The organism is Streptomyces sp. PCS3-D2 (assembly GCF_000612545.2).
Taxonomy (GTDB): Bacteria; Actinomycetota; Actinomycetes; order Streptomycetales; family Streptomycetaceae; genus Streptomyces.
The window spans coordinates 1,182,955-1,209,473 of the sequence record NZ_CP097800.1; the positions used below are offsets into that span (position 1 = coordinate 1,182,955).

Here is a 26,519-nt window from a genome sequence, read left to right on the forward strand (position 1 = left end):
CCTTCACTCCCGTAACCAACCTACGCCAACGTAATGAGGGGTTGACGGGCCGTGATCTGTACCACGCGGGGGATAAGGAATAAGTACGCGTGGGGCCGGGACCCCCCTCGGGTCCCGGCCCCACGCGTGTCCGGGCTCCGCCGGAGGATGCCGTCAGAGGCTGGCGCCCTTCGAGCGGAGGTAGGCGATCGGGTCCATGTCCGATCCGTAGGAGGGGCTGGTACGGATCTCGAAGTGCAGGTGGGGGCCGGTCGAGTTGCCGGTGGAGCCGGAGAGGCCGATGGCCTGGCCGGCGGTGACGCTCTGCCCGGAGGAGACCGAGAGCTGGGACAGGTGGGCGTACTGGGAGTACTTGCCGTCCGCGTGCCGGATGACGACCTCGTTGCCGTACGCGCCGCTCCAGCCGGCGGACACCACGGTGCCCGCGCCGACCGCCTTGACCGTGGTGCCCATGGGGGCGATGAAGTCGACACCGGTGTGGTAGCCGGAGGACCACATGGCGCCCGCGACCTTGTACTGGGTGGAGACGCCACCGCCGACCGGGGCCACGAAGCCGGAGGCGGCCGGCTGCACGGCGGGCGCCTCGACGGGGGCGGCGGGGGCCTCGACGGGGGCGGCGGGGGCCTCGGGGGCGGATTCCTGCCGGGCCTGCGGGACGGCAGCCTGCGCGGCCGGCTTCGACCCGGTCGTGGGGGCCGTCTTCACGGTGGCCCCGGGGGCGCTGCGCGGGGCGGGTACGGCGCCGGCCCGGGAGGCCTCGCCGCGGCCGCCGAAGGTCAGCTTCAGGCCGGGGTGGATCAGCGACGGGTCGCTGCCGACCGCCTCGCGGTTCTGCTCGTACAGCCGCTCCCAGCCGCCGGGCAGGCGGTGCTCGGCGGCGATCATGGAGAGGCAGTCGCCCGGGACGACGGTGTAGACGGTCGGGGCGGCGGCCTGGACGGCGGCCGGCGCGGCGACCCGGACGGCGGCGGGGGCCTGCGGTGCCACGGCGGGGACCACGGCGGGGACCACCGTCGGGGCGCCGGCCGCGTGGGCGCCGGCCGCACCGATCAGCGGCAGGGCGAGGGCCGCGCCACCGGTGCCTGCGACCGCGAATCCGCGGGCCATGGGAAGGGACTTGGGACGGCGGTGCTTACCCTTTGCAGGCATGGCGCATTCCTCTCCGGCGCCTGCGAGGTGAGCTGTCGGGTTCGGACTGGAGATGCCCGGCGGTTCATGTGCGGGACATGAACCGCTTAACCCCGAGCCGCACCGGAGAAAAGATCTCCGGCACGGCGGCCTACCTGGTTCCCCCGCTCCTGCCGCGCGAAATCGTTCGGTTGCGGTTTCCGGGAGGCGGCAGGATTCGGCGATCCACCCGGATCGATCGCGAAGGTAATCCCTTGTGGGCACACCGAACAAGCCGTGAATTCCCTGACGGATTCACAGGCATGAGGGACTGCCGGAATTCCGGTCACCCTCCGTCCATTCCGCTCCCCCAACAGCCGCGCCCATCGGGCCATTCGGCCCGGACGATCAGGCACTCACGGTCACCGTATGATCTGCCTCACGGGGCGGTGCCCGATCTCGCCTCCAGATACGGCAAGTTGGCGCCAAATGGCTTAATTCGGACAGTCGCCCCAGCAGAAGACGGAGGAGTTCCCGTGACCCAGCAGATACAGGAGCCGGAGCTGACCGGAGTGCGCAATTTCCGCGATGTAGGCGGATTGCCGACTTCTGATGGACGAAGGGTTAAGGCGGGACGACTGTTTCGAAGCGGACATCTCGCGCATGCCACCGCAACCGATGCAGCGTTCCTCGCCTCGCTCGGCCTCCACACCATCTTCGACTTCCGCAACGGCGCCGACCACGCCCTGGAGGGGCCGGACGTCGAGCTGCCCGGCGTACGGAACGTCAACATCCCGCTCTCGGACCCGGCGGACGGCCGGGAGTTCTGGCGGCTGGTCCGCGATGGCGACCTCGACCAGCTCCGCTCGGTCCTGGGCGGCGGCAGGGCGGCGGCCCGGATGGCGAACTCCTACCGCGGGATCATCCGGACCCGTACCGCCGAGCACAGCCGGGTCGTGCACGCCATCGCCGAGGACAGCGTCCCCGCCCTCCTGCACTGCGCCGCCGGCAAGGACCGGGCCGGCCTCTCCGTCGCCGTCACCCTGCTCGCGCTCGGTGTCGAGCGCGAGGCGATCGTGGCGGACTACCTGGAGTCCAACGCCCCGCACCGCCGCTACCGGGTGCGCCGCAGCGCGGAGTCGGCCGAGGCCCGCTCGCCCGAGGTGATGGAACTGCTCGCGCCGCTCTTCGACGCCCGCGCCGAGTACCTGATGGCCGCGTTCGACACGATCGACGAGGTCTGGGGCGGGGTGGACCGCTACCTGGCGGAGGGTCTCGGGCTGACGCCCGAGACCCTCGACAGGCTGCGGGACCGGCTCCTGGTCTGACCCGCCGGCCGGAGCCGGCCCCGGGGGGAGCGGCGTGGCCCGCACCGGAGGGAGGCGGGCCGTCAGCGCGCCGCGACGGCCTGCTTCACCAGCGTCCTGCCGAAGTCCCACATCAGGCCCGACCCGCCGTGCGCCTCGTCCATGAGCTCGCGGAAGGCGCCGACGAAGCGGTCGACGTCCCGCTCGTCCAGGACCAGTGGCGGAATCAGCTTGATCACCTCCAGATGGTCCCCGGAGACCTGGGTGAGGATGCGGTGCTTCTGCAGCAGCGGCACCACGACCATCTGTGCGAAGAGGCCCTTGCGGGCCGCCTGGAGCATCGCCCAGCGGCTGCGCAGCCCCAGCGAGGAGGGCCGCCCGAACTCGATGCCGATCATCAGGCCGCGGCCCCGCACCTCGTGCAGCAGCTCGTACTCGTCCACCAGGGACGCGAGCCGCCCGCGCAGCAGGTCGCCGGTCGTGCGGGCGCGGGCCACGAGCTGCTCGTCCTCCATCACGGACAGCACCGCCAGCCCGGCCGCCATGGCCTGCGCGTTGGAGCCGAAGCTGGCGGAGTGCACGAGCACCCGGTCCATGGACGAGTAGACCTTCTTGAAGATCCAGTCCTTGCCCAGGGTCGCGCCGACCGGCACGTAGCCGCCCGACAGCGCCTTGGCCACGCAGACCAGGTCGGGCTCCACACCGGGCTCGTGCTGGTACGCGTAGAAATCCCCGGTACGCCCCAGTCCGGTCTGCACCTCGTCCGCGATCAGGAGCGCTCCCCGCCGGTGCAGCAGCTCCTGCGCGGCGAGCAGGAATCCGGGCGGGGCGGGATGGACGCCCTTGCCCTGGATCGGCTCCACGACGAAGGCGGCGACGTCACCCCGCTTCAGCTCCCGCTCCAGGGCGGCCAGGTCGCCCAGCGCGACCCTGGTGTCGGGCAGCAGCGGTGCGAAGCCGTCCCGGAATCCGCCCTCGCCGTTCACCGAGAGCGAGCCGGTGGTCAGCCCGTGGAAGGCATGGTCGCAGTAAAGGACCCTGGGACGCCCGGTGGCGTACCGGGCGAACTTCAGGGCCGTCTCCACGGCCTCGGTACCGCTGTTGCCGAAGAAGACCCGGTCCAGGTGGGGGCTGTACGAGAGGAGCTTCTCGGCCAGCAGCCCGGGCAGCGGCTGGCAGTCGAAGCGGGTGAGGTCGGCGAGCTGGGCGTCCAGCACGTCGTGCAGCGCCCGCCGGACGACGGGGTGGTGGCGGCCCAGACCCATCACTCCGAAGCCGGCCAGCATGTCGAGGTAGTCGTGGCCTTCCGCGTCCCAGAAGTGGGCGCCCTCGGCCCGCTCGTAGACCTTGTCGAAGCCGATGGTGCGGAGCATGCGGGGCAGTTGGTGGTTGAGGTGGCGGGCGTGCAGCTCGTACCGTTCCGCCCCGCGCGCAGCCAGCAGGGCGCCGAGGTCGAATCCGCCGCCCCGGCCCCCTTCCGCCGGACTCATGCCGACCTGTCCCGGTTGCCTCCGACCGTCTCCCGGGCGGCCCGCAGGGATTCCTTGAGGGAGCCCATGGTGGCGAGGACGGCGGTGGGCTCGTAACCGCAGTGCGCCATGCAGTTCGCGCAGCGCGGGTCCTTTCCGCGTCCGTACTTGTTCCAGTCGGTCTCCTCGACGAGCTCCCGATAGGTCGGCACGTAACCGTCGCTCATCAGGTAGCAGGGGCGCTGCCAGCCGAAGAGGGAGTAATTCGGAATGGCCCAGGCCGTGCAGGGGAAATCGGCCTTTCCTTCCAGGAAGTCCAGGAAGAGCGGCGAGTGGTTGAGCCGCCAGCGCCGCCGGTTGCCGCCCGCGAAGGCCTTCCTGAAGAGTTCTCGGGTCTGGTCGACACCCAGGAAGTGTTCCTGGTCCGGCGCCTTTTCGTAGGCGTAGGCGGGCGAGATCATCATTTCGTCCACCTGCAGGTCGTCATTGAGGAAGTTGAGCACCTCGATGATCGTCTGCGGGGTGTCGGTGTTGAAGAAGGTGGAGTTCGTGGTCACCCGGAATCCACGCCTCTTCGCTTCCTTGATGGCTTCGACCGCCTCGTCGAAGACGCCTTCCTTGGCCACCGACTCGTCGTGGCGCTCGCGCAGACCGTCGATGTGCACCGCGAAGGCGAAGTACGGGGAGGGCGTGAAATTCTCGATCTTCTTGCGCAGCAGCAGGGCGTTGGTGCACAGGAACACGTACTTCCGCCGGGCGACCAGTTGCCGCACGATCTCGTGGATCTGCGGGTGCATCAAGGGCTCGCCGCCCGCGATCGACACCATCGGCGCACCGGACTCCAGCACGGCCCCGACGGCCTGCGCCACCGGCATGCGCTGCTTGAGCACCCCTGCCGGGTGCTGGATCTTCCCGCACCCCTCACAGGCCAGGTTGCACGCGTAGAGGGGCTCCAGTTCCACGATCAGCGGGAACTTCTCCCGCTTGCGGAGCTTCTGTTCGAGCAGATACGTCCCGACCCTGATGGTCTGGCGCAGCGGCATGGCCATCTGGCTCACCTCCTGGGGAGCAGCGAAGAACGGTGCCATTCGTAGAACGCGGGCAGTACGGCACGCAGAACACGGAAGGCCGATATTCCCCCGCGCACCGTGCCGATGCGGACGAGCTCGTGCTCCGGGGCGTCCACGATCACCCGGACGGCCGCAACGGGCCGGCCGGCGCCCCGGACGGCGGCCCGGAGGGTCGCCGCGGACTCCATGTCGACCGCGACGGCGCCGGTGGCACGCAGCTGCGCGCGCTCCTGGCCGCGGACGACGTGGTCGGACCCGGTCAGCGGACCGATGTGCACGGTCCGGCCGGGGGCGGCCCGGGCCAGCGCCTCGGCCAGCAGCGCGGTCCCGGTACAGGCGACGGTCCCCCGCGGGTCGCGGGTCTCCTCCGCGACGACGAGGTCGCCCGGGCTCATCCCGGGGACGAGCCCGGCGCAGAACCCGGTGGCGAGGACGGCGGCCCGCTCCGTCCCGGCCCCCTCCAGGGCCCGGAGCACGGCCCGTTCGGCCGCCCGCGGGCCCATCCCGGTGCGCAGCAGGGTGTACGCCCCGGCCCGCGCGGGGTCCGGCCCGCGGGCGGAGCCGCGCCCCGCGCTGCGCAGAGCCGCCTGCTCGATGCGCAGCGCGCAGGCGACGAGCAGCGGGCCGGTCTGCGGGGCACGGTCGCCCTCGGCGCCGGACATCAGGGCCCCCCGGCGGGCGAGCCTGCCGGGGCGGAGGGCTCCCCGTACAGGTAGCGGCCGAGCGCGGTCAGCGGGAACACCTGCCGGTACAGGTGGTAGTTGATGGAAAAGTCCCAGGGGAAGCCGGTGCCGGTGAAGTACGGCTCGTCCCAGGAGCCGTCCTCCCGCTGGGTCTGGACCAGATGGGCGATGCCCCGCTCGACGGCCTTGCCGTCGCGTTCCCCGGCCGCCAGCAGAGCCATGAGGGCCCACGCGGTCTGCGAGGCGGTCGAGGCGCCCTTCCCGGCCCACGAGCGGTCCCGGTAGGAACGCTGGTCCTCGCCCCAGCCACCGTCCTCGTTCTGTACGGATTCCAGCCAGTGGACCGCGCGCCGGACCGCGGGGTGTCCCTGGGCGATGCCCGCCGCGGTGAGGGCGGGCACCACCGAACCGGTTCCGTAGACGTAGTTGGTGCCCCAGCGGCCGAACCAGCTGCCGTCCGGCTCCTGCGCGTCGAGCAGCCAGGCGATGCCGCGGCGGGTGCGGGCGTCGCCCGCCCGGCCCTCGAAGGCGAGCATCTCCACGACGTGGGCGGTGACGTCCGCCGACGGCGGGTCGATGACCTCGCCGAAGTCGCAGAAGGGCAGCTTGTTGGGGAAGGGGCTGGTGTTGTCGGCGTCGAAGGCACCCCACGCGCCGTCCTTCGACTGCATGCCGAGGTTCCAGGACACGCCGCGGGCGATGGCGGCGTCGACCCGGACCGGGTCCGGGTGCCGGATCCGACGCAGGGCGAGGACGACCTCGGCGGTGTCGTCGATGTCGGGGTAGGTGTCGTTGTGGAACTCGAACGCCCAGCCCCCGGGAGCCAGTCCGGGACGGCGCACCGCCCAGTCTCCAGTGCGCGTGATCTCCTCGCCGAGCATCCAGTCCGCGGCCTTGACCAGGGCGGGATGGTCGGGGCGCACGCCCGCGTCGGCGAGGGCGATCGCGGCGAGGCAGGTGTCCCACACCGGGGACTGGCAGGCCTCGATCATCCGGGCGCCGTCCGCGCGCCGCACCGCGAACCGGTCCAGGGATTCCAGTCCCGCGCGCATCACCGGATGGCCGAGGTCGTAGCCGAGCAGGTGCAGGGCGATGACGGAGTACACGGCGGGCGGCTGGATCCCGCCCCAGCAGCCGTCGTTCTCCTGGCGCTCGACGATCCAGCGGGCGGCGGTGCCCATGGCCGCCCTGCGCAGCCGGCGCGGGGCGAACCGCCGGTAGACGTGCAGGGCTTTGTCCATCCGCTGGAAGGCGCCGTCCCAACTGGTCAGCGGGGCCAGGCGGGGTGCGGGGTAGGGTCTGCCCGCGTCGCTGTGCAGCTCGTCGAGGGCGAAGGGGGCGGGGCGGACCGGGCGCATCGCCGAGACCACGGTGAGCGGGACGATCGTCTGGCGGGCCCAGCAGCCGAAGTCGTAGATGTTCAGCGGGACCCAGGGCGGCAGGAACACCAGCTCGGGCGGGAGTTCGGGCAGGTGGTCCCAGCTCCACCAGCCGAAGAGGGCGAGCCAGATGCGGGTGAAGACGCGGGCGGCCGCGACCCCGCCGTTGGCCCGGATCCAGGCCGAGGCGCGGCTCATGTGCGGGGCGTCCGGCGGGTCCCCGGCCAGGCGCAGCGCGACGTAGGCCTCGATGGTCGCGGAGAGTTCGGGCGGGCCGCCGTGGAAGGTGGCCCAGGTGCCGTCCTCGCGCTGCTCGCCACGGATGAAGAGGGCGGCGGCGTACGTGGTGGCCTCGTCGCGGATGCCGAGGAACTGCCGCAGCAGGAGGTCCTCGGCGTCCATGGTGACGTTGGTCTCCAGGTCGCCCTTCCACCAGCCCGCGGGGTCCTGGCGGTCCAGGAGGTGCCGGGTGGCGCGTGCGGTGGCCTCGTACACCTCGCGTGGGCCGCCGTCCGGCGGTGGCGGCAGGTCCGCCGTGGCGCGTCCCGCGCCGGGCGCACCCGGTCGCCGGTGGGCGGGCGGCGGGCCGGCGCGCCGGCCCGGGTCGGGCGGGGCGGTGACCCGCTCCGTGACCGCCACCGGCCCGGGGGGCGCGGCGCCCGCCGGCGGGCCGGCCGCGGCGGCCGGGTCGGGCGGCGGGGCGCCCTGGGTGGATTCGCTGCCGGCGCCGGCGCTCTCTGCGCTGCCGTCGGTCGTCGCTGTCATGGCTTCCCCTTAGAACAGTGTCCTGTGCTGTGCTGGGGTCTGCCGTCGGCCGGTGCGCGCCTCGTTCAGATGGCGGCGCCGGCCGGCGACTCGCGATTCATATCCGCTGCCGGGTGGCGGTCACCTCTTGCGTACGACGACGAAGTCGGCGAGGTCCACGAGCTGTTCGCGGACCCGCTGGGGCATGTCGATGTCGTCCAGGGCGCGGATCGCCACCGCGTGCTGGCGGCGTGCCTCGTCCGCGGTCCACTGGCGGCCGCCGGCCTCCTCGATGAGTCTCGCGCGGGCCGCGAACTCCTCCTCCGAGAAGTTCTCGAAGTCGCTGCTCTTGGCGTCGGCGGCGAGCAGCTCGGCGAGTTGCTCGGAGGCCGGGCCGCCAGCGGCGAGGGCGGCGACCACCGGGAGGGACTTCTTGCGCTGGCGCAGGTCGCTCCAGGTCTGCTTGCCGGTGGACTCCGGGTCTCCCCAGATGCCGAGCAGGTCGTCGACGGCCTGGAAGGCGAGGCCGAGGTGGTAGCCGTACTCCTCCAGCTTGTCGGCCGTTCGGTCGTCGGCTCCGCCGAGCACGGCGCCGATGGAGACCGCGCAGGCGAGCAGGGCGCCCGTCTTGTTGCCCTCCATCTCCAGGCACTCCTCGACGCTGACGCGCTCGCGGTGCTCGTAGGAGATGTCCTGGGCCTGGCCGTCGATGAGCTTGCGGCTGGCGGTGGTCAGGCGGCGGGTGGCGCGGCCGGCCTCGACGGTGCCGAGTTCCAGCAGGACCTCGTTGGCGAGGGCGAAGAGGGCGTCGCCGACCAGGATCGCCTGGGCCGGTCCGTGCACCTTCCAGACGGTGTCGCGGTGGCGGCGCTGCTCGTCGCCGTCCATCAGGTCGTCGTGGAGCAGCGAGAAGTTGTGCACGAGCTCGACGGCGACGGCGCCGGGGATGCCGATCTCGGGGGCGGCGCCGGCGGCCTCGGCGGAGAGCAGGGCGAGGGCGGGACGGACGGCCTTGCCACCGTCGCCGTCGGCCGGGTGGCCCTGGGCGTCGATCCAGCCGAAGTGGTAGGCGGCGACGGTGTCCATGGGCGCGGCGAGCCGGTCCACGGCCGCGCGGAGCGCGGGGGTCGACATCGTCCGGCCGCGTTCCAGGAGGGCGACGGTGTCGGCCTTCTCCACGCCCCTTCCGGCTGCGCCCACACTGGCATCCGTGTTCTCGACAGCCGGATTCCCCGGGTTCACTGGCTCTCCTCTTGTTCCTGTACGTGCTGTGCTCGTGGTGCTGGTGACGGCGCTGGTGCCGGTCGTCGTGGTGGTGGTCGTCATGCCGCCTCCTGCAGAGGGTGTTCGCGGTGGCGGCCGAGCCCGGCGAGTGCGGCCTGCGCCGCGCTCAGTCCGCTCCGCACGGCGCCCTCCATGGTCGCGGGCCAACCCGTGGCAGTCCACGCACCGGCCAGGTAGAGCCCCGGCGTGTCGGTCCGGGTCCCGGGGCGCAGCCGGCCGACGCCCGGGGTTGGCGCGAAGGTGGCCGTCCGCTCCCGGGTGACGAAGAAGTCCCGTACCTTGGCGCCGCGCGCGGCGGGGAGCAGTCGTTCCAGCTCGGGGAGGTACTTGGCGCGCAGCACCGAGACGGGCTCGTCGATGTCGTCCTGGGCGGCGGACTGCGACAGCGCCAGGTACTGGCCGCCGTCGGTCAGTCCGGAGGAGTCGGTGCGGTCGAAGACCCACTGCACCGGGGAGCCGAGGGCGGCGAAGAAGGGCTGCCGGAGCACCTTGCGGTCGTAGACGACGTGGACGTTCAGGATCGGTGCGGTGCCGATGTCGAGGAGCCTGCCGGGGTCGTCGAGGGCGCCGGCGGGCAGCAGCCCGTGCGCCTCGCGCTGCGGTACGGCGAGGACGACGGTGCCCGCCGCCAGGGACTCCTGCTCGGTGTCGACCCGCCAGGCCCCGTCCGGCGTACGGGTCACGGCCGTGACGCGGGTGCGCAGTTCGGTGCGGACCCCGGCGGCGTCGAGCTGTTTGCGGGCGAGGGTGTCGTGGAGGTCGCCGAGCGGTACGCGGGCCCAGCCGATGTCGGCCGCGCCCTTCTCGGAGAGCAGTCCGGTCTTGAAGACCATGGCGGCCAGGCCCAGGGAGGAGTGCTCGGCGGTGGCGTTGAGGGTCGCGATGCCGACGAGGTCCCAGAGGGCCTCGATGGTGCGGGCGGACTGCCCGTGGCGGCCGAGCCAGGTGGCGAAGTCCAGGCCGTCCAGCGCCGGGTCGGCCGGGTCGAGGCGGCGCAGGGCGAGGGCGGCGCGGCCGACGCTGGCGCGCTCCGCGAGGGACAGGTGCGGGTAGCGGGCCAGCGCCCCGGCGAGGTGCAGGGGCACGGGCAGGCCGCCGCGGCGCAGCCGTCCCAGGCGCGGCCCGCCGGGGTGGGCGACGTCGAGGACGGGTACGTCGAGCCGGTCCTGGAGCGGGGCGAGCGCGGAGCCCTCGACGCGGTCGAGGAACCACCGGTAGGCGGTGCAGCAGCGCAGGTAGACGTGCTGGCCGTTGTCGACGTCGAGGTCGCCGCGCTTGAAGGAGAAGGCGAGCCCGCCGAGCCGGGGGCGGCCTTCGAGCAGGGTGACGCGGAGTCCGGCGTCGACGAGTTCGAGGGCGGCGGTGACCCCGGCGAGGCCGCCGCCGACGACGACGGCGTGCTGGTCGGTACCGGTCATGCGTCCTCCCCCGTGGTGCGGCCGCCCTCCGGGCGGACGGGCAGGCCGCGGTCCGCAGGCAGGGACGCGCCCGCCGTCGGCCCGGTTGCTCCGCCCGGCGCACGGCCGGGACGGCACGCCGTGCCCGTACGCCGGGCGCCGCCGGCGCGCGCCGGGCGGATGCTCCGGAACGTCCCCGGGGCGCCGGCCTTGGGAGCCGGGAGTGCCTTCTTCCGGGTCACGTCCGCCTCCGGACGGCCTGGCGGGAGACGGTGCGCGCGTCGAGGCCGGACAGGCCGCGCACGGCCACGTACGCCTTCTCGTGCGGCGGCAGCGAGACCCGGCCGCGCAGGACCGCCTCCGGCTCCCGTTCGATGCGGTCGAGGAGGCGCCGGTAGATACCGGCCATGGCGGCCACGCAGGCGCCGCTGCGCCGGTCGAGCATCGGCAGCAGCCGGTAGCCCTCGGCGAACAGGGAGCGGGCACGCCGGACTTCGTGGTGGACCAGCCCGGCGAAGTCCGCGCCCGCGGACAGCCGGTCGGCCCGGAAGCCCTCCGAGCAGCCGAACTTGGCGAGGTCCTCGGCGGGCAGGTAGGTGCGTCCGTTGCCGGCGTCCTCGCGAACGTCGCGCAGGATGTTGGTGAGTTGCAGGGCGAGGCCGAGCGTGTCGGCGTACTCGGCGGCGCGCGCGGCGCCGGGGGTGTCCGGGCCCGCTGCGCCCACGGTGCCGAAGACGCCGAGGGAGAGCCGTCCGATGGCGCCGGCCACGCAGCGGCAGTAGATCTTGAGGTCGTCCCAGGTCTCGTAGGTCTCGCCGCGGACGTCCATCAGCACGCCGTCGATGAGCTCGTCGAGGCCGCCGAGCGGGATCGGGAAGCGGCGGGCGGCGTGCGCCAGCGCGACGGCGACCGGATCGGTGTCGTCTTCGTCGACCTCACCGGCCCGGATCCGCCCGAGGACGGCACGGGTCTCCTCCAGGCGCGCGAACTTCGCCTCGACGGGCAGCGTGCCGTCGCCGATGTCGTCGACCCGCCGGGAGAAGGCGTAGAGCGCGGACATCGCATGGCGCTTGTCGGTGGGCAGCAGCCGGATCCCGTACGCGAAATTGCGCGCCTGTGAACCGGTGACGGCCTCGCAGTAGCTGTAGGCCGCCGAGACCTGTGCGGAGACCGCGGTCGGTGCGGAAGCGTGTGTGGGGCCCTCCACGGTCGGGCTCACCCCTTTCTCGGCGCTGTGCGCAGGACGGCGGCAACCTCGCGGAGCAGGCCGCTCTTGGTCGGTTTGGGCGGGCCGGGGAGTACGTCGAAGCCTGCGGCGGTGACGGCTCGCAGGGCGGCACGCCCCCCTCCCACGAAGCCCGCGAGCAGCAGTCGGAGCCTGCCGTGCACGCTACCCACGAGCGGTACGCCTTCATTCAGCAACGCGCGTGCGCGTTCGGATTCGAAGGCGATCAGGGCGCGCACCGAGGCGCCGGCGGACGGTGCCGCCAGGTCGGCCTCGGACACGTGGAAGCGACGCATGTCCTCGGCCGGCAGGTAGATCCGGTTCCGGCCCAGGTCCTCGGCGACGTCCTGGACGTGCTCGACGATCTGGAGGGCGGTGCAGACGGAGTCGGAGAGGCGGATCCGTTCGGGGGTGCTGGTGCCGGTGAGGGACAGCACGAGGCGGCCGACCGGTTGGGCGGACAGCTCGCAGTACGCGGCGAGGTCCGCGTAGGTCTCGTAGCGGGTGACCCGCTGGTCCTGGCGGTTGGCCTCGATGAGCGCGAGGAAGGGCTCGGGGGTCAGGCCGTGGGAGCGCACCACGGGTTGCAGCGCGAGCAGCAGGGGGTGGCGCGGGGGGCCGTCGGCGGAGCCGAACACGCGCAGCAGGTCGGCCTCGAAGGCGTCCAGCATGGCGGGCGGGTCGTCCACCGCCGCGGGGTCCAGGCCGAGGAGCACGGCGTCGCGTCCGCCGGGGGCGAGGTCGCCGTCGCCGATGTCGTCGACGAGGCGGGCGTATCCGTAGACGGCCGTCAGCCCGTCGCGCCAGGCCCGGGGCAGGAAGGCGGGGGCGACGGGAAAGTTCTCCGCCGCCGCCTTGTCGAGGGTGGCGCTCACGTGGACCGGGTCGGACGGGGGTCGGATGCCGTGTCCCGGGTTCACCGTCGGCCGCCCGGGGCGGGGACGGCTGCCGTCCCTGGGGGCCGGAGAATTCCCGTAGCCAATGCCGTCACATCTCCCGTTCTACACTGCCGACCCATTACATCCCATTTCGGACACGCCGCCGGGGTTTTCCCGGGGCCGCCCCAGGGCCGTTCACCTGCGGGGAATCGTCCCCTCTTGCCGCGATTCAAGACCGCCCCAGCTTACGCTGTAGAACGCCGCGGAGGCCGCCCGGGTATTCGCCGGGCCGGCGAATGTCGTCGCGCAATACGGGAACGCGGGGGCGGCGTAATCCGCGCACATGGTCAAGGCCCCCGGCGCGCTGAGCGGCGGGGGCCTTCGGTGAAGCGGGCAAGCGCCTCGCAGGACGCCGCGCGACCCGGGGCTCAGCCGTGGGTGGCCTTCTCGTAGGCCGAGACGACTTCCTCCGTCGGCCCGTCCATCAGGAGCTCGCCCTTCTCCAGCCACAGCACCCGGTCGCAGGTGTCCCGGATGGACTTGTTGTTGTGGCTGACGAGGAAGACCGTGCCGGCCTTCTCCCGGAGCTCCTTGATCCGATTCTCCGAACGCACCTGGAAGGCGCGGTCACCGGTGGCGAGGGCCTCGTCGATCATCAGGACGTCGTGGTCCTTGGCCGCCGCGATGGAGAACCGCAGCCGCGCCGCCATACCGGAGGAGTACGTGCGCATCGGCAGGGAGACGAAATCCCCCTTCTCGTTGATGCCCGAGAAGTCGACGATGCTCTGGTAGCGCTCCTTGATCTGCTCGCGGCTCATACCCATGGCGAGACCGCCGAGGACGATGTTGCGCTCACCGGTGAGGTCGTTCATCAGCGCGGCGTTCACGCCGAGCAGCGAGGGCTGGCCGTCGGTGTAGACCTTGCCCTCCTCGCAGGGCAGCAGGCCGGCGATGGCGCGCAGCAGGGTGGACTTGCCGGAGCCGTTGGAGCCGATGAGGCCGATGGCCTCGCCGCGGTAGGCGGTGAAGGAGACCCCGCGCACGGCGTGGACGCGGCGCACGCCCGGGGCGTCGCCCTTCCTCCGGCGGACTATCTTGCTGAGCGCGGCGGTGGCCGCACCCCTGCCGCTGCTGCCGACGTTGACGCGGTAGACGATGTGAACGCCGTCCGCGATCACTGTGGGGACGCGTCCCCGGGTGTTGTCATCCACGGCCGTAACGCTCCTCAGACTTCCAGAAGTACACGAAGCCGCCGAGGCCGATCACCGTGGCCCAGCCCACGGCGAAGAGCCACACGTGCGGAGGCAGGTTGCTCGCGCCGTAGTCGTCGATCAGGGCGAACCGGATCAGGTCCATGTAGATCGCGACGGGGTTCAGCAGCAGCGCGTCGCTGATCCACTGCGGCTGCTCCTTGAGGTAGATCCCGATCGGGAACATGACGCCCGACGCGTACATCCAGGTACGCATCACGAACGGCATCAGCTGCGCCAGGTCGGGGGTCTTCGAGCCCATCCGCGCGAAGATCATGGCGAGGCCGGTGTTGAAGACGAACTGGAGCGCCAGCGTCGGGATCACCAGCAGCCAGGACAGCCGCGGGTAGTTGCCGAACCAGACCGCGACCACGAAGACGACGATCATCGAGTACAGCAGCTGCTGGAGCTGCTGGAGCGAGAACGACACCGGCAGGGAGGCGCGCGGGAAGTGCAGCGCGCGCACCAGCCCGAGGTTCCCCGAGATCGCCCGGACGCCCGCCATCACCGAACTCTGCGTGAAGGTGAAGACGAAGATGCCCATCACCAGGAAGGGGATGTAGACGTCCTTGGGCATCTCCCGGCCCGCGCCGATGATCAGGCCGAAGATCAGCCAGTAGACGAGCGCGTTCAGCAGGGGGGTCACCACCTGCCACACCTGGCCGAGCTTCGCCTGGCTGTACTGCGCGACCAGCTTGGCCCGGGAGAAGGCCATGATGAAGTGGCGCCGGCCCCAGAGCTGCCGCACGTACTCGCCCAGGCCGGGCCGGGCGCCGCTGACCGACAGGCCGTACTTCCTGGCGAGCTCCGCGGCGCTGAGCCCCGCGTCTGCGGACGGCGGCCTGCTCGTGGCGAGGGCGCCGTCGTGGGTTGTGTCACTCACAAGTTGAAACTTTCGTCTTCAAGATGCGGCCAGGTGGGCAGCAGGCTGGTGGCTCGAAGCCCGTTTTCGCGCCATGTTCGCAGACGCGGGCTGGTCAGATGACGGGAGGTCGGCCCAGACGGGTCAACCGCCAGACCGTACGCCATCTCATCGGGCGGCGGGGCCCGCAGGGAGTGGCCCATCCCTCGCGGAACCCGCCGAACCAGGCCTTGAGCGCCGGGCCCGACGGCTTCCGCAGGAGCGTCAGCATCAGCCAGACGCCCAGGTAGACCGGTACCAGCGGGGCGGGCAGGTTGCGGCGGGCGAGCCACACCCGGTTACGGGCCACCATACGGTGGTAGACCGCGTGCCGGGAGGGGGCGGTGGTCGGATGGAGCAGGACCATGTCCGCGCGGTAGTCGATCAGCCACCCCGCGTCGAGCGCGCGCCAGGCCAGGTCGGTCTCCTCGTGAGCGTAGAAGAACTCCCCCGGCAGGACTCCGGCCTGCTGGAACACCGTGGTGCGGACGGCGTTGGCACCGCCCAGGAAGGTGGTCACGCGTGAGGACCGCATCGGGTCCGAGGCGCGCAGCCGCGGCACGTGGCGGCGCTGCGTCCGCCCGGTGTCCGGGTCGGCGATCCGGAAGCTGATGATCCCGAGCTCGGGGTCCTCGGCGAAGGCCTGGCGGCACAGCTCGGCGGTGTCGGTGCGCTCCAGCAGCCCGTCGTCGTCGAGGAAGAGCAGGGCGTCCACCTCGCGGCCGCCGGGCCCGAAGGCCTCGATGCCGACGTTGCGGCCGCCCGGGATGCCGAGGTTCTCGGGCAGGTCGACGCAGCGGACGCCCGGCGGCAGGTCCGCCACCTCGGACACCCGTACTCCCTGGCCCACGACGACGACCTCGACCGGGTCGCCGTCCTGGCGGGCCACCGAGTCCAGGAGGGCCTTGAGCTCGTCGGGCCGGTTGCCCATGGTGATGATCACGGCGCCCAGCCGCATCGGGGCGGTCACTTCAGCCTGCTGGAAGCGAGGATCGACACCAGGTGCAGCACGGTCTGGAGCATCGCGATGCCCGCGAGGACGGCGACGCCGACGCGCGACCAGTAGAGATCGCCGCGCATCTGGTCCAGGACGGCCAGGAACAGGATGAGCAGCGAGGCCTCGATGCCGAGGATCAGGCGGTGGAACTTGAGCGCGGCCGCCGCGCGGCGCGCGAGGGCCATGCCCTTGGCGCGCGGCTCGGCCGCCGCGTCCTTGACCACGGGCTTCCCCGCCTGGTGGCGGGCGACTCCGACCAGGTCCGTCTCTGCCTTGATCAGGATGGCGCCGAGCGCGGCGAGCGTGCCGAGGAAGGCCCACAGCCAGTCGGCGCCTCCGGTGCCCCCCAGGTCGGCGGCGCGCAGGCCGAAGCCGACCAGGACCGCCGCGTCGCACAGGTAGGCGCCGACCCGGTCCAGGTAGACCCCGGAGAGCGAGTACTGCTTCTTCCAGCGGGCGACCTCGCCGTCGACGCAGTCGAGCAGCAGGTACAGCTGGACCGCGACCACGCCGAGGACGGCGCCCCAGACGCCCGGCACCAGCAGCGCCGGCAGGGCGAGGACGCCGGCGAGGGTCATCAGGTAGGTCAGCTGGTTGGGGGTGACCTTGGTGGTGACCAGGACGCGGGTGATGCGCAGGGAGATCTCGCGCATGTAGAGGCGCCCGCCCCAGTGCTCGCCGCTGACCCGGTCCTTCACGCCCGCGGGGTGGACGACGGGCCTCAGTTCAGCTACGGATGGTCTTGGCATAGTCGGCGTATGCGTCCCTGATCTCGGCGGCGGACAGGTTGAGGTGCTCCAGGACGGTGAAGCGTCCCGGGCGGGTCTGGGGGGCGTACTCGACGGCCGCGACGAACTCCTCGACGCTGAAGCCGATCTCCTCGGGGGCGACCGGCAGGCCGTGCCGGCGCAGCACCTCGACGAAGTGGCCGGAGGCGTCCGCGGCCCCGCGCAGGTGCATCGCGAAGGCCGCTCCGATGCCGACCTGCTCTCCGTGCAGCGCGGAGCGCCCCGGGTAGAGCAGGTCGAAGGCGTGGCTGATCTCGTGGCAGGCCCCGGAGGAGGGGCGGGAGTCCCCGCTGATCGACATGGCGATGCCGGAGAGCACGAGCGCCTCGGAGAGCACGGTGAGGAACTCGTCGTCACCGCAGCCGCCCGGGTGGCGCAGCACGGACTCGCCCGCGGTACGGGCCATGGCCGCGGCCAGGCCGTCGACTGGCTCGCCGGTGGTCCGGTGCGAGAGCTCCCAGTCGGCGATCGCCGAGATGTTGGAGATCGCGTCGCCGATGCCGGCGCGGATGAACCGCACCGGGGCTTCCTTGATGACGTCGAGGTCGATCACCATGGCGATCGGCGTGGGGACGCCGTAGGAGCCGCGGCCGTTGTCGTTGTCCAGGATGGACACCGGCGAGCAGATCCCGTCGTGCGAGAGGTTGGTGGCGACGGCCACCATGGGCAGCCCGACCCGCGCCGCGGCGTACTTGGCCACGTCGATGATCTTGCCGCCGCCCAGGCCCACGACGGCGTCGTAGCGGCGGCCCTTTATGTCGTCGGCCAGCTTGACCGCGGAGTCGATGGTGCCGTCGACGACGGCGTACCAGTCGGCGTGCGGGAGCACGGGCTCCAGCTTGGCGCGCAGCGCCACGCCGGAGCCCCCGCTGATGGCGATGGCGAGCTTGCCGGAGGCGGAGATCCGCTGGTCGGCGAGGAGGCCGGCCAAGTCGTCCATCGCACCGCGGCTGATGTCGACGACGACGGGCGAGGGGATGAGCCTCGTCAGTACTGGCATGCGATCGTCCGGCCCTTGGCGAGGTCGTCGTGGTTGTCGATCTCGACCCACTTGACGTCGCCGATGGGGGCCACGTCGACCACGAAGCCGTCGTTGACGAGCTGCTGGTAGCCGTCCTCGTAGTAGAGGTCCGGGTCGCGCTCGAAGGTGGTCTTCAGCGCCTCGGCCAGGGCCTCGGCCGCCTCGGGCTCGATGAGGGTGACGCCGATGTACTCGCCGGTGGCGTCGGCGGGGTCCATCAGCTTGGTGATCTTCCGTACGCCCTCGCCGTCGGCGGTGACGACCTTCATCTCCTCGTCGGCCAGGTCCTTGACCGTGTCGAGGGCGAGGATGATCTTCTGGCCGTTGCCGCGGGCGGCGAGGAGGGTCTCCTCGACGGAGACCGGGTGGACGGTGTCGCCGTTGGCGAGGATCACACCGCGCCGCAGCACCTCACGCGCGCACCACAGGGAGTAGGCGTTGTTCCACTCCTCGGCCTTGTCGTTGTCGATCAGCGTGATCTTCAGCCCGTACGTGGCCTCCAGCGCGGCCTGGCGCGCGTAGACGGCCTCCTTGCGGTAGCCGACGACGATCGCGACCTCGGTGAGACCGACCGCGGCGAAGTTGCCGAGGGTCAGGTCGAGGACCGTCAGGCTCTCCTCGTCGCCCTCGGGGCCGACGGGCACGAGGGCCTTGGGCAGGGTGTCGGTGTAGGGGCGCAGGCGGCGTCCCGCACCGGCAGCGAGGACAAGGCCGATCATGCTGGTTCTCCTTCGTCATGTACGGCGGGTGCCCCGGAGGAGACCCAGAAGCGGATGCTCTCCACGAGCACCACGAGTGCCACGAACACGGCCAGGACCGTGAGCGCGACGGGGAAGTCCGATGCGCGGTCCACGAGGACGGCGGCGAGGACCGTGGTCAGCAGGACCCGTCCCTCGTGGCCGCCGATCGTCCGCACCAGCCAGTGCGGGGGCGCGCCGGTGCCGCCGCGAATGCGGTACACCGTGTCGTAGTGATGGTAGGCGACCGCCGCGATCAGGCCGAATGCCGCCGGAAGCGCGCCGGGGACGTCCGCCTTGGCGGCAAGCGCGAGGACCGTCACGTACTCGGCCGCCCGGAACAGCGGCGGGATCAGCCAGTCGAGCGCGCCCCGGAGCGGGGCGGCGACGGCGAGGCCCGCGGTCATGACGTAGATCACGGCGACGGCGATGAGCCTCGGGTCGCCGAAGGGGAGGTACAGGGCGGCTGTGGCCATCAGCACGGTGCCGAGGGCGGCGACGTACACGGACCCGAAGGAGCCGGCCCGCCCGCGCAGCAGCCTGGCCTGGAACTCCGCGAGCGGGCCCGAGTCGGCGAGGTCGGCGAGCGCCTGCGCGGCGCGGTCGGTGCGCCGGGCCCTGCGGGTCAGGGACCGCAGGACGCGGCCAGCGGTGGTGTACAGCGCGCCGAACGCGCAGCCGGCGATCAGGGCGTAGAAGACGATCCGGGGGGTGGTGAGGGCGGTCAGGACCGCGATCATCGCCCAGCGCTCGCCGATCGGCAGGATGATCATCCGCCGGACCCACACCGTCCAGCCGACGCTGTCGAGCCGGTCCGACAGGGCGGCGGTCGGGCTCGTGTTGGCGGTGGCGTCGTGGTTGGCCTCGTTGAAGGAGAAGTCCACGACGTGCCGGCAGGTCATCAGGATCATGGCGCCGAGGGCGAGGCCCCAGACGTCGTCGCCGTTGCGGGCGGCACCGAGCGCGAGGCCGGCGTAGAAGGAGTACTCCTTGGCCCGGTCGAAGGTCGCGTCGAGCCAGGCTCCCATCGTCGAGTACTGCAGGGAGTAGCGGGCGAGCTGCCCGTCGGTGCAGTCCAGGACGAAGGACACGATGAGGAGCACACCGGCCGCGACGTAGCCCCAGCGCTCGCCCGTGGCCGCGCAGCCGGCCGCGATCAGTGCGGTGACCAGCGAGGCGGTGGTGACCTGGTTCGGGGTCAGACCGCGGCGCGCACACCATCGGGCGAGGTAGCGCGAGTAGGGGCTGATGCAGAAGGTGGTGAAGAACCCGTCGCGGGACTTCACGGCCGACCGCAGCCGGACGGCCTCCTCGTCCACGGCGGCGACCGCGGCGGCAGCCGCCGCCCGCTCGTCCGCGCCGGCGGGGACGGTGGCGACCAGGCTGCCGAGTTCGGGGCGCTGGACGGTGGTCCCGGCGGCCTCGACGGCGGCGGCGAGCCGGTCGGCGTAGGGGGCGGCCCCGTGGGCGCCCTCGGACGCCACCGCCTTGTCGAGGGCCTCGCGGGCACTCGCCTGGACGGAGAGGGCACCGGTGACGGCACATGCCTCGAAGCGCGGGTCGGTCAGCGCCAGCCGCAGGGAGTGGACGTGGCCGACGAAGGCGCTGTCCACGACGGCCACCCGCTGGTCGGCGGGTACGCCGGCCAGTGCGGCTGCGGCGTCCTGGGGACCGGCGGCCGGGCGGACCTCGAAGCCGAGTGAGCGGAGCTCGTCCGCGAGCGGCGATCCGGGGACCGGCAGGCCGGTGAGGATGACGGTCGGCAGACGAACTCACTCCTTGTGACGGATTCCGAACGCGCGCACCCGTGGGGCGGCACGTCGGCAGAGGCTATCGGATGAAGGGAACCAGGGATTCATCGCCCGTTTACGCCCTGACAAGCCGAATATCCGGGGTCGGGCCGCGTCGCGATCATCATCGGTGATCACGATGCGGTACCACAAACGGCCCGGATGTTACGGTGGACACGCCCCTGCAGGTGTCGAGCGGAAACGAGGTGGGTTGATGACCGTCGCGAGGGTCGCGGCCGAGCGCTGCGAGCTCCGGTGCATCTCCCCCTTCCTCCGGGCGACCGGCCGGGCCTGATCCATCGTTCCCCGTATCGAGCCGGGAACGTCCAGATCGGCCGGAGCCCCTGTTCCCAGGGTTCACGTTGACCGACGACATCAGTGACGTCAGCATCACCGACGCCGCCTCCTTCGAGGCTTTCCTCACCCTCCACCACGGCCTTCCCCGGCAGGCTCCGGGCTCCGATGCGAGCACCCGCGCCCTGCTGTCCCTGTGCGGGCCGCTGCCCGAGCGTCCACGCGTCCTCGACCTGGGCTGCGGTCCGGGCCGCAGCGCGCTACTGCTCGCCGCCGAGGCGGGCGGGCCCGGCCCGGACGCCGCCGAGGTGACCGCCGTGGACCTGCACGGCCCCTTCCTCGACGAGCTCCGCGCGGCCGCGGCGGACCGCGGCCTCACCGACCGGATCCGCACCGTCGAGGCGGACATGGGCGCGCTGCCCGCCGAAGAGGCCGGGGACGGTTCCTTCGACCTCGTCTGGGCGGAGGGCTCCGCCTACATCCTGGGCTTCGACACCGCGCTCGCGCGGTGGAGGCGGCTCCTCGCCCCGGGCGGCACGCTCGTACTGACCGAGTGCGAGTGGACGGCAGCGGAGCCGTCCGCCGGGGCCCGCGCCTTCTGGGACCCCCAGTACCCGCTGCGCTCCACCGCCGGAAACGTCGCGGCCGCGCAGGCCGCCGGCTACCGGGTCCTGGGCGTGCACCCGCTGCCCGACTCCGACTGGGAGGAGTACTACGGCCCACTCGCCGAGCGGGTCCGCGAGCGGTCCGGGGACGGCTCCCCGGCCGTGGCGCGGGCGCTGGCCGCCACCCGCGAGGAGCTCGGCGTACGGGCCCGGCACGGGCACGAGTACGGCTACACGGGCTACGTCCTGCGTCCGGTGGAGGCCGGCGCGGACGGGGCCTGGCCGGCCCGTCCGGAGACCGCTGCGGACACCGCCGCCGTGCGGGCGGTCCACCTGGCGGCCTTCGAGACCCCGCTGGAGGCGGATCTCGTGGACGCGCTGCGTGCGGACCCCTCCTGGCCGGCCGCGCTGTCGTACGTGGTCGAGGCCCCGGACGGCTCGGTGGCGGCGCACGCCCTGCTCACCCGGTGCAAGGTCGGCGGCGCCCCGGCGCTGGCGCTCGCCCCGGTGGCGGTCGCTCCGGCGCACCAGCGCTCGGGGGCGGGCAGCGCGGTGGTGAGGGCCCTGCTCGCGGCGGCGCGGGAGCGGGGTGAGTCGCTGGTGCTGGTGCTGGGGCACCCGGCCTACTACCCGCGCTTCGGATTCACCGCGGCGTCACGATTCGGGATCCGGGCCCCCTTCGAGGTCCCCGACGAGGCGCTGATGGCGTTGGTGCTGGACGGTTCCGGACCGGTGCCGGCGGGGACGATCGCGTATCCGGCCCCGTTCGGAGTCTGACGGGCGGGAGGGCCGCGCAGGGGCATCCGCCCCCGCTCAGGGGCCGTCCCGCGGACCGCGACCGGGGCCGCGGGACGGGCCGTAGCACGCGGCGGGGGGCGTGCATACACGGATGTCCGAAGTGGGGACAAGCCTCTTTTGTACGGCAGACTGAAGGCCGAAGTCCGAAGCGAAGGATGGGTATGCCGACCACACCAGCCACCGCCGCGAACAGCGCGTCCAACGGCACCGGTACTCAAGAACCGATCATGCTCGAACTGGTCGACGAGTCCGGGAACACCATCGGCACGGCGGAGAAGCTCTCCGCCCACCAGGCACCGGGGCAGCTGCACCGGGCGTTCTCCGTGTTCCTGTTCGACGAGCGGGGCCGTCTGCTGCTCCAGCAGCGGGCCCTCGGGAAGTACCACTCGCCGGGCGTCTGGTCGAACACCTGTTGCGGCCACCCGTACCCCGGGGAGTCTCCGTTCGCGGCGGCGGCCCGGCGGACCCACGAAGAGCTGGGGCTGTCGCCCTCGCTGCTCGCGGAGGCGGGAACGGTGCGCTACAACCACCCGGACCCCGCGTCGGGCCTCGTGGAGCAGGAGTTCAATCACCTGTTCGTGGGACTTGCGCAGGCTGCCGTGCGGCCGGACCCGGAGGAGGTCGAGGACACCGCCTTCGTCACCGCCGAGGAGTTGGCGAAGCGGCACGCCGAGGTGCCGTTCTCGGCCTGGTTCATGACCGTGCTGGACGCGGCGCGGCCCGCGATCCGCGAGCTGACCGGCGACGCGGCGGGCTGGTAGCCCGTAGGCGTCCTCGCCACTCCCGCCGTCCGCCGCTCAGCGGGCGGTCGGCGGGGTGGCGATCGGGAGGGCCGCCCAGACGACCTTGCCGCCGGTGGAGGTGTGTTCGACGTCGCAGACCCCGCCGTACTCCAGGGTGATCTCCCGGACGAGCAGGAGGCCGCGGCCTCCGGTCTGGCCGAAATCGGCCTCCAGCGCCTTGGGGCGGTAGGGGTGACTGTCCTCGACGGCGACCCGTACCCACTCGCGGCCGATCGCGACCTCGACCGCGACCTCGGGCGAGAGCAGGGCGGCGTGCCGCACCGAGTTCGTCACCAGTTCGGAGACGATCAGGAGCAGGGAGTACACGAGGTCCTGAGCGGCCGGCACCCCCTGGCGCCCGAGCAGGTCCCGCACGGCCCGGCGGGCCTGCGGAACGGATTCTTCAACCGCGGGAGCGGTGAACCTCCACACACCCTCGTAGGCGAGGGGGTCGGCCGGGGCCTCCGATGCCCCTTCCCCGGCTCGTGGGCCGCTCCCGCTGGCGTCCATCTCCCGGCCCCCGTCTTCGCGCTCGATCGTCTCCACGCGACAAGAGTGGTGAAGGGGTGGATCCGGCCCGGACCGCTGACCAGAAGTCAGCGTCAATCGGACACTTTCCGACCACTGGCGAGTGACTGCGTCAGTTGTTGGTCTGTTCCTGATCTTCTGCCGGACGCTTCTCGGCCGCCTCACGCGCCCCCTGCCCGGCGGCGGGGCCCGCGCCCGGCTCGTCTTCCCTGACCAACCCCAGGATGCGGCGCGCCCCCATCCCCATCGCGATGAGGCTCAGGCCGTCGAACAACAGGGCGAGCGAGAAGAAGGTTCCGATCACGTAGAGGCTGTTGCCCGGCCAGTTCGAGAGGATCAGGAAGCCCAGCAGCACGCCGAAGGCGCCCTGGACCAGCGCGAGCCCGAAGTTGGCACCGCGCACCACCAAGGCGCCGACCAGCCGGAACAGTCCCCCGGTGAGGAAGAGCAGGGCCGCGAACATGGTCAGTGCCTCGGCGCTCGCCTCGGGGCGGCGCAGGATCACGAAGCCGGCCGCGATGTTGATCGCGGCGACGATGACGGCGAGCCAGAAGTAGTTGCTTCCCCGCGACTGCACCGCCTGCACCAGCCCGACCACGCCGCCGATGAGCAGCAGCCAGCCGAAGAGGAACATCGAGGTGAGCGTGGCGAGGCCGGTGTAGATCAGTCCGACCAGTCCGGCCAGTACGAGGAACACCCCGAGCACGGCCATCAGCCCGAAGCTGCGGCTGACCTTCTTCTTCTCCCGCCGCGGTTCCCCGCCTCCGGCCGCGGTGTCCTGCGCACGGTCTGCACCCATGGACGTGCCACCTCCTCACACCCCCTGGCGGGGGTCCGGGAAGACCCCGTCGCGGCGGACCCCGCCCGTCGGTCCGCCGGACCGACGAGACGCCCCCCCGAGGACTCCCCTGATCATAGATTTCACCGCCCGGGATAGCATCCGGCGCATGGATGAAGCCCGGGACGCAACCCTCCTGCACACGGTCTGCGACGGGGTCGCCACCGTGGTCGTCTCGCACCCCGCCAAGCGCAACGCCATGACGGCCGCGATGTGGCGGAGGCTCCCCGGGCTGCTGGACGGCCTGGCCTGCGACCCGGCCGTCCGGGTGCTCGTCCTGACCGGAGCCGGGCCGACGTTCTGCGCGGGCGCCGACATCTCCTCCCTCACCGGGGACGAGGACCCGCGGGCCCTCGCGGTGGCCGCGGAGGAGGCCCTGGCGGCCTTCCCCAAGCCGACCCTGGCGGCGATCCGGGGCTTCTGCGTGGGCGGCGGCAGCCAGCTGGCGGCCGCCTGCGACCTGCGTTTCGCCGAGGAGGGGGCGTCCTTCGGGGTGACCCCGGCGAAGCTGGGCATCGTCTACCCGGCGTCCTCCACCCGCAGGCTCGCCTCCCTGGTCGGCCCGGCCTGGGCCAAGTACCTCCTGTTCTCCGCGGAGCTGATGGGGGCGGAAGAGGCGCTGCGCGCCGGGTTCCTCAACGAGCTGCTGCCGGCCGGCGGGCTCGACCAGCGCGTGGCCGCGTTCACGAAGGTCCTGGCCTCCCGCTCGCAGCTGACGCAGGCGGCCGCCAAGGAATTCGCGGACGGCCGCACCGACCGGGACGCGTACTGGGAGGAGCAGGCGGCCGGGAGCGACGACACCGCCGAGGGCGTCGCCGCGTTCCTGGAACGCCGGGCGCCCCGCTTCACATGGGCCCCGTGACGACGCCTCCCCGTGAGGACGCCGCACGGCGACGATCCCGTGGCCGCGTGGTGGGCAGACCCCCTCGGGTGGGCGCCATGCAGGGCGTCCCGCCTGTCCGGCCGCGCCGGGGGCCGGCCGGCACGCCGATAGGATCGGCCCATCATGACTGCAACCCTCGTCGCCAAGAAGCTCACCGCCGCGCACGGTGAGCGCACGCTGTTCGCCGATCTCGACCTCGTCGTCGCGCCCGGCGACGTCATCGGCCTCGTCGGCGTGAACGGCGCCGGGAAGTCGACCCTGCTGCGCCTGCTCGCCGGGCTGGACACCCCCGAGACCGGGGACCTGCGGCTCTCGCCGCCCACCGCCGCCGTCGGCCACCTCCCGCAGGAGCCGGAGCGCCGGCCCGACGAGTCGGTACGGGAGTTCCTGGCCCGGCGGACCGGCGTGGCCGCCGCCCAGGCGGAGCTCGACACGGCGACGCAGGGCCTGGTGGACGGCACGCCGGGCGCGGACGACGCGTACGCGGCCGCGCTCGACCGGTGGCTCGACCTCGGCGGCGCCGACCTCGACGAGCGCGCCGAGGAGGTCGCCGACGACCTCGGCCTGACCATCGGCCTCGACCTGCCGATGACGGCGCTGTCCGGCGGGCAGGCGGCCCGGGCCGGCCTGGCCTCGCTCCTCCTCTCGCGCTACGACGTCTTCCTGCTCGACGAGCCCACCAACGACCTGGACCTGGACGGTCTGGAGCGGCTGGAGCGGTTCGTCAAGGGGCTGCGCGCCGGGACCGTCGTGATCAGCCACGACCGCGAGTTCCTGACGCGGACCGTCACCAAGGTGCTCGAACTCGACCTGGCGCAGCAGCAGATCAACCTCTACGGCGGCGGCTACGACTCCTACCTGGAGGAGCGCGCGCGGGCTCGCAGCCACGCCCGAGAGGAGTTCGAGGAGTACGCCGACAAGAAGGCCGCCCTGGAGGGCCGGGCCCAGATGCAGCGCAACTGGATGGACAAGGGCGTGCGCAACGCCCGCCGCAAGTCCACCGACAACGACAAGATCGGCAAGGCCCTGCGCGGCGAGTCCAGCGAGAAGCAGGCTGCCAAGGCCCGCCAGACGCAGCGCGCGATCGAACGCCTGGAGGTCGTCGAGGAGCCCCGCAAGGAATGGGAGCTGCGCATGGAGATCGCGGCGGCGCCCCGCTCGGGCTCCGTGGTGGCCACCCTGCGCGAGGCGGCTCTCAAGCGCGGGGACTTCTCCTTCGGTCCGGCCAGCCTGCAGATCGACTGGGCCGATCGGGTGGCGATCACCGGGGCCAACGGTGCCGGCAAGTCCACCCTCCTCGCGGTGCTCCTGGGCCGGCTGGCCCCCGACACCGGCTCGGCCGCCCTCGGCTCCGGCGTCCTCGTCGGCGAGGTCGACCAGGCCCGCGGCCTGTTCCTCGGGGACGAACCCCTGCTGGAGGCGTTCTGCGCGGCCGTCCCGGACACCGAGCCCGCCGAAGTGCGCACCCTGCTGGCCAAGTTCGGGCTCAAGGCGGCACACGTCCTGCGCCCGGCGGCGACCCTCTCCCCCGGTGAGCGCACCCGTGCCGCGCTCGCGCTGCTCCAGGGCCGCGGAGTGAACCTGCTGGTCCTGGACGAGCCGACCAACCACCTCGACCTCCCGGCGATCGAGCAACTGGAGTCTGCCCTGGAGTCGTACGAGGGCACGCTCCTGCTGGTCACGCACGACCGCCGGATGCTCGACGCGGTCCGGGTGACCCGCCGCCTGGAGGTCTCCGGCGGCAGGGTCACCGAGCTGTAGGGC

At 72.4% G+C, this 26,519-nt stretch carries 23 protein-coding genes and 1 riboswitch; of the genes, 5 read left to right on the plus strand and 18 right to left on the minus strand.

All coding sequences use genetic code 11. The features are described 5' to 3' along the window. Window positions 1-153: 153 nt before the first annotated feature. Entirely contained in the window at window positions 154-1,149 is a 996-nt protein-coding gene (locus AW27_RS04865) for a M23 family metallopeptidase (protein WP_037916061.1), read from the minus strand. A 2-nt stretch (window positions 1,150-1,151) separates the two neighbouring features. Further along, window positions 1,152-1,328: riboswitch (cyclic di-AMP (ydaO/yuaA leader) on the minus strand. 315 nt (window positions 1,329-1,643) lie between these two features. On the opposite strand from AW27_RS04865, the gene AW27_RS04870 reads away from it, so the two are divergent. Continuing rightward, window positions 1,644-2,435 carry a tyrosine-protein phosphatase gene (locus tag AW27_RS04870; RefSeq protein ID WP_037916058.1) on the plus strand — a complete coding sequence of 264 codons (792 nt, stop codon included), beginning with the start codon at window positions 1,644-1,646 and terminating at the stop codon, window positions 2,433-2,435. Between the two features lie 62 nt (window positions 2,436-2,497). On the opposite strand, the gene AW27_RS04875 is transcribed toward AW27_RS04870, so the two are convergent. The 15 genes from AW27_RS04875 to AW27_RS04945 all read right to left on the minus strand — a co-directional run bounded on the left by AW27_RS04875 (window position 2,498) and on the right by AW27_RS04945 (window position 19,850). Beyond that, window positions 2,498-3,904 carry an aspartate aminotransferase family protein gene (locus AW27_RS04875; protein WP_037916057.1) on the minus strand — a complete coding sequence of 469 codons (1,407 nt, stop codon included), beginning with the start codon at window positions 3,902-3,904 and terminating at the stop codon, window positions 2,498-2,500. Next, entirely contained in the window at window positions 3,901-4,932 is a 1,032-nt protein-coding gene (gene hpnH / locus AW27_RS04880; RefSeq protein WP_037916054.1) for an adenosyl-hopene transferase HpnH, read from the minus strand. The genes AW27_RS04875 and hpnH overlap by 4 nt, the downstream gene beginning before the upstream one ends. Before the next feature lie 5 nt (window positions 4,933-4,937). Continuing rightward, window positions 4,938-5,615, minus strand: coding sequence for a phosphorylase family protein (locus AW27_RS04885; protein ID WP_037916052.1), 678 nt, complete (start codon window positions 5,613-5,615; stop codon window positions 4,938-4,940). Next, the gene (gene shc, locus AW27_RS04890; RefSeq protein WP_304949829.1) at window positions 5,615-7,780 is read right to left on the minus strand and encodes a squalene--hopene cyclase; all 2,166 of its coding nucleotides are present in this window, start codon (window positions 7,778-7,780) and stop codon (window positions 5,615-5,617) included. Before shc ends, AW27_RS04885 begins: the two co-directional genes overlap by 1 nt. Window positions 7,781-7,900: 120 nt before the next feature. Further along, the gene (locus AW27_RS04895; protein ID WP_172671255.1) at window positions 7,901-9,085 is read right to left on the minus strand and encodes a polyprenyl synthetase family protein; all 1,185 of its coding nucleotides are present in this window, start codon (window positions 9,083-9,085) and stop codon (window positions 7,901-7,903) included. Continuing rightward, the gene (gene hpnE / locus AW27_RS04900; protein WP_037916046.1) at window positions 9,082-10,461 is read right to left on the minus strand and encodes a hydroxysqualene dehydroxylase HpnE; all 1,380 of its coding nucleotides are present in this window, start codon (window positions 10,459-10,461) and stop codon (window positions 9,082-9,084) included. The genes AW27_RS04895 and hpnE overlap by 4 nt, the downstream gene beginning before the upstream one ends. A gap of 217 nt (window positions 10,462-10,678) precedes the next feature. Continuing rightward, window positions 10,679-11,659, minus strand: coding sequence for a presqualene diphosphate synthase HpnD (gene hpnD, locus AW27_RS04905; RefSeq protein WP_106967503.1), 981 nt, complete (start codon window positions 11,657-11,659; stop codon window positions 10,679-10,681). Then, complete coding sequence (gene hpnC / locus AW27_RS04910) at window positions 11,656-12,540, minus strand: squalene synthase HpnC (RefSeq protein ID WP_236647446.1); 885 nt, start codon at window positions 12,538-12,540, stop codon at window positions 11,656-11,658. Before hpnC ends, hpnD begins: the two co-directional genes overlap by 4 nt. 431 nt (window positions 12,541-12,971) lie before the next feature. Continuing rightward, window positions 12,972-13,754 carry an ABC transporter ATP-binding protein gene (locus AW27_RS04915; RefSeq protein ID WP_037916041.1) on the minus strand — a complete coding sequence of 261 codons (783 nt, stop codon included), beginning with the start codon at window positions 13,752-13,754 and terminating at the stop codon, window positions 12,972-12,974. After that, on the minus strand, window positions 13,747-14,676 hold the full coding sequence (locus AW27_RS04920; RefSeq protein ID WP_037916040.1) for an ABC transporter permease: 930 nt from the start codon (window positions 14,674-14,676) through the stop codon (window positions 13,747-13,749). The genes AW27_RS04915 and AW27_RS04920 overlap by 8 nt, the downstream gene beginning before the upstream one ends. A gap of 94 nt (window positions 14,677-14,770) precedes the next feature. Then, entirely contained in the window at window positions 14,771-15,652 is an 882-nt protein-coding gene (locus AW27_RS04925) for a glycosyltransferase family 2 protein (RefSeq protein WP_370466671.1), read from the minus strand. Window positions 15,653-15,660: 8 nt separating this feature from the next. Continuing rightward, entirely contained in the window at window positions 15,661-16,440 is a 780-nt protein-coding gene (locus AW27_RS04930; RefSeq protein ID WP_078555802.1) for a CDP-alcohol phosphatidyltransferase family protein, read from the minus strand. Further along, window positions 16,418-17,479, minus strand: a complete 1,062-nt coding sequence (locus AW27_RS04935; protein WP_037916034.1) for an iron-containing alcohol dehydrogenase family protein — start codon at window positions 17,477-17,479, stop codon at window positions 16,418-16,420. The genes AW27_RS04930 and AW27_RS04935 overlap by 23 nt, the downstream gene beginning before the upstream one ends. Next, window positions 17,467-18,219 (minus strand): phosphocholine cytidylyltransferase family protein, encoded by a 753-nt coding sequence (locus AW27_RS04940; protein ID WP_037916031.1) that lies wholly within the window; start codon window positions 18,217-18,219, stop codon window positions 17,467-17,469. The genes AW27_RS04935 and AW27_RS04940 overlap by 13 nt, the downstream gene beginning before the upstream one ends. Then, complete coding sequence (locus AW27_RS04945; RefSeq protein ID WP_236647445.1) at window positions 18,216-19,850, minus strand: DUF5941 domain-containing protein; 1,635 nt, start codon at window positions 19,848-19,850, stop codon at window positions 18,216-18,218. The genes AW27_RS04940 and AW27_RS04945 overlap by 4 nt, the downstream gene beginning before the upstream one ends. Window positions 19,851-20,389: 539 nt before the next feature. On the opposite strand from AW27_RS04945, the gene AW27_RS04950 reads away from it, so the two are divergent. Together AW27_RS04950 and idi are read left to right on the plus strand one after the other, a co-directional pair. Continuing rightward, complete coding sequence (locus AW27_RS04950) at window positions 20,390-21,703, plus strand: bifunctional class I SAM-dependent methyltransferase/N-acetyltransferase (RefSeq protein ID WP_236647444.1); 1,314 nt, start codon at window positions 20,390-20,392, stop codon at window positions 21,701-21,703. A 182-nt stretch (window positions 21,704-21,885) separates the two neighbouring features. Beyond that, window positions 21,886-22,485, plus strand: coding sequence for an isopentenyl-diphosphate Delta-isomerase (gene idi / locus AW27_RS04955; protein ID WP_037916025.1), 600 nt, complete (start codon window positions 21,886-21,888; stop codon window positions 22,483-22,485). Window positions 22,486-22,521: 36 nt separating this feature from the next. On the opposite strand, the gene AW27_RS04960 is transcribed toward idi, so the two are convergent. After that, complete coding sequence (locus AW27_RS04960) at window positions 22,522-23,016, minus strand: ATP-binding protein (RefSeq protein ID WP_078555998.1); 495 nt, start codon at window positions 23,014-23,016, stop codon at window positions 22,522-22,524. A gap of 130 nt (window positions 23,017-23,146) precedes the next feature. Continuing rightward, window positions 23,147-23,833 (minus strand): HdeD family acid-resistance protein, encoded by a 687-nt coding sequence (locus AW27_RS04965; RefSeq protein WP_037916019.1) that lies wholly within the window; start codon window positions 23,831-23,833, stop codon window positions 23,147-23,149. A gap of 148 nt (window positions 23,834-23,981) precedes the next feature. On the opposite strand from AW27_RS04965, the gene AW27_RS04970 reads away from it, so the two are divergent. Together AW27_RS04970 and AW27_RS04975 are read left to right on the plus strand one after the other, a co-directional pair. Then, window positions 23,982-24,734: an enoyl-CoA hydratase/isomerase family protein gene (locus AW27_RS04970; RefSeq protein ID WP_037916016.1), complete on the plus strand. Its 753-nt coding sequence runs from the start codon at window positions 23,982-23,984 to the stop codon at window positions 24,732-24,734. 144 nt (window positions 24,735-24,878) lie between these two features. Continuing rightward, window positions 24,879-26,516, plus strand: a complete 1,638-nt coding sequence (locus AW27_RS04975) for an ABC-F family ATP-binding cassette domain-containing protein (RefSeq protein ID WP_037916013.1) — start codon at window positions 24,879-24,881, stop codon at window positions 26,514-26,516. The last annotated feature ends 3 nt before the right edge of the window (window positions 26,517-26,519 follow it).

Coding starts and splice junctions, on each gene's coding strand:
- AW27_RS04865 (WP_037916061.1), bottom strand. CDS start 1,149: ATGCCTGCAAAGGGTAAGCACCGCCGTCCCAAGTCCCTTCCCATGGCC.
- AW27_RS04875 (WP_037916057.1), bottom strand. CDS start 3,904: ATGAGTCCGGCGGAAGGGGGCCGGGGCGGCGGATTCGACCTCGGCGCC.
- hpnH (WP_037916054.1), bottom strand. CDS start 4,932: ATGGCCATGCCGCTGCGCCAGACCATCAGGGTCGGGACGTATCTGCTC.
- AW27_RS04885 (WP_037916052.1), bottom strand. CDS start 5,615: ATGTCCGGCGCCGAGGGCGACCGTGCCCCGCAGACCGGCCCGCTGCTC.
- shc (WP_304949829.1), bottom strand. CDS start 7,780: ATGACAGCGACGACCGACGGCAGCGCAGAGAGCGCCGGCGCCGGCAGC.
- AW27_RS04895 (WP_172671255.1), bottom strand. CDS start 9,085: ATGACGACCACCACCACGACGACCGGCACCAGCGCCGTCACCAGCACC.
- hpnE (WP_037916046.1), bottom strand. CDS start 10,461: ATGACCGGTACCGACCAGCACGCCGTCGTCGTCGGCGGCGGCCTCGCC.
- AW27_RS04925 (WP_370466671.1), bottom strand. CDS start 15,652: ATGCGGCTGGGCGCCGTGATCATCACCATGGGCAACCGGCCCGACGAG.
- AW27_RS04930 (WP_078555802.1), bottom strand. CDS start 16,440: ATGCCAAGACCATCCGTAGCTGAACTGAGGCCCGTCGTCCACCCCGCG.
- AW27_RS04935 (WP_037916034.1), bottom strand. CDS start 17,479: ATGCCAGTACTGACGAGGCTCATCCCCTCGCCCGTCGTCGTCGACATC.
- AW27_RS04940 (WP_037916031.1), bottom strand. CDS start 18,219: ATGATCGGCCTTGTCCTCGCTGCCGGTGCGGGACGCCGCCTGCGCCCC.
- idi (WP_037916025.1), top strand. CDS start 21,886: ATGCCGACCACACCAGCCACCGCCGCGAACAGCGCGTCCAACGGCACC.
- AW27_RS04960 (WP_078555998.1), bottom strand. CDS start 23,016: ATGGACGCCAGCGGGAGCGGCCCACGAGCCGGGGAAGGGGCATCGGAG.
- AW27_RS04965 (WP_037916019.1), bottom strand. CDS start 23,833: ATGGGTGCAGACCGTGCGCAGGACACCGCGGCCGGAGGCGGGGAACCG.
- AW27_RS04970 (WP_037916016.1), top strand. CDS start 23,982: ATGGATGAAGCCCGGGACGCAACCCTCCTGCACACGGTCTGCGACGGG.
- AW27_RS04975 (WP_037916013.1), top strand. CDS start 24,879: ATGACTGCAACCCTCGTCGCCAAGAAGCTCACCGCCGCGCACGGTGAG.